2 protein-coding genes are annotated in these 533 nt (G+C 52.5%); both read right to left on the bottom strand.

The window, feature by feature from the left end; translation table 11 throughout:
* Positions 1–244: hypothetical protein (locus A3773_RS19770; RefSeq protein ID WP_231902235.1), on the bottom strand; the 244-nt coding region annotated here is incomplete at its 3' end.
* On the bottom strand, positions 220–533 hold a 314-nt coding region (locus A3773_RS19765; RefSeq protein WP_231902234.1), incomplete at its 5' end, for a hypothetical protein. The genes A3773_RS19770 and A3773_RS19765, both read right to left, overlap by 25 nt.

Raw genomic sequence — 533 nt, 5'->3', positions numbered from 1 at the left:
TGTGGCAACCATGGCATTGGGCAGTATATGTCTTACCCTCCTCATTCTTTTCTCTACCCCTACTCCTCTTCCTCCCCTTCCCTCTTCCCTTTTCCTCTCTCTCCTTTTCTCCTTCTTTTTCTTCTTTTCCTCCTTCCCTCTTTTCTTCTTTTTTTCTCCTTTCTTTTCCCCCCTCTCTCTCTCTCCTTTCCTTTCTCCTCCTTTCTTTCCTCCCCCTCCTCATAACCCTCCCCTTCTTTCCCATGTTTCTTCCTTCCTCCTTCCTTTTCCTCTTCTCCCTCTTCTTTTTACGCTTTTTCCTCTCCCCCCCCCCTTTCCTTTCTTTCTCTTTCTTCCCTCCCCCTCCCCCCCTCCTTCTTTCCCCCCTCCTCCTCTCCCTCTTCCTCCCCCCCCTTCCCCCCTCTCCCCCTCTCTCCCCTTCTTTCCCTCTTCCTCTCCCCCTCCCCTTATTTCGCCCTCCTCTTCCTCCTCTCTTCTCCCTCCCTTTTTCCTTTCTCCCCTTTCCCCTCTTCCTTTTCTTCCTCCTTCCCCCC

Source organism: Neptuniibacter pectenicola (genome assembly GCF_001597735.1).
Taxonomy (GTDB): domain Bacteria; phylum Pseudomonadota; class Gammaproteobacteria; order Pseudomonadales; family Balneatricaceae; genus Neptuniibacter; species Neptuniibacter pectenicola.
The sequence above is the reverse complement of the archived record's forward strand: the minus strand, read 5'-3'. Positions and strand labels throughout refer to the sequence as shown.